This window comes from Sulfobacillus harzensis (assembly GCF_012933365.1).
GTDB lineage: Bacteria > Bacillota > Sulfobacillia > Sulfobacillales > Sulfobacillaceae > Sulfobacillus_B > Sulfobacillus_B harzensis.
This window is the reverse complement of record NZ_JABBVZ010000384.1, coordinates 1-237: the sequence shown is the minus strand read 5'-3', so window position 1 is coordinate 237 and position 237 is coordinate 1. Positions and strand designations below refer to the sequence as shown.

General features: G+C 40.1%; 1 protein-coding gene. It reads right to left on the bottom strand.

Going from position 1 to position 237, the window contains the following annotated elements; translation table 11 throughout:
- A partial coding sequence (locus tag HIJ39_RS23960; protein ID WP_207711912.1) for a hypothetical protein occupies positions 1-237 on the bottom strand: 237 nt, incomplete at both ends.

Here is a 237-nt window from a genome sequence, read left to right as displayed (position 1 = left end):
CTTTATAGTAATAACCTGCATCATCTTGAGTGTATTGTCGATTTTCAGCCAGTGTATCTACATTAACAGGGATAATATTAGCGGCTCGTCCATAATATGCTTGCAACCGAGAAACAACAGTAGCATACTGCTTGCAATCGCTACTGTCGTCGAGATAATAGACTAATATTGTTGCCTTACCGCTTGCTCTAGATTTAGGCAAAGTTACTTTAGGCGGTACTAGAGAACCATTACCAC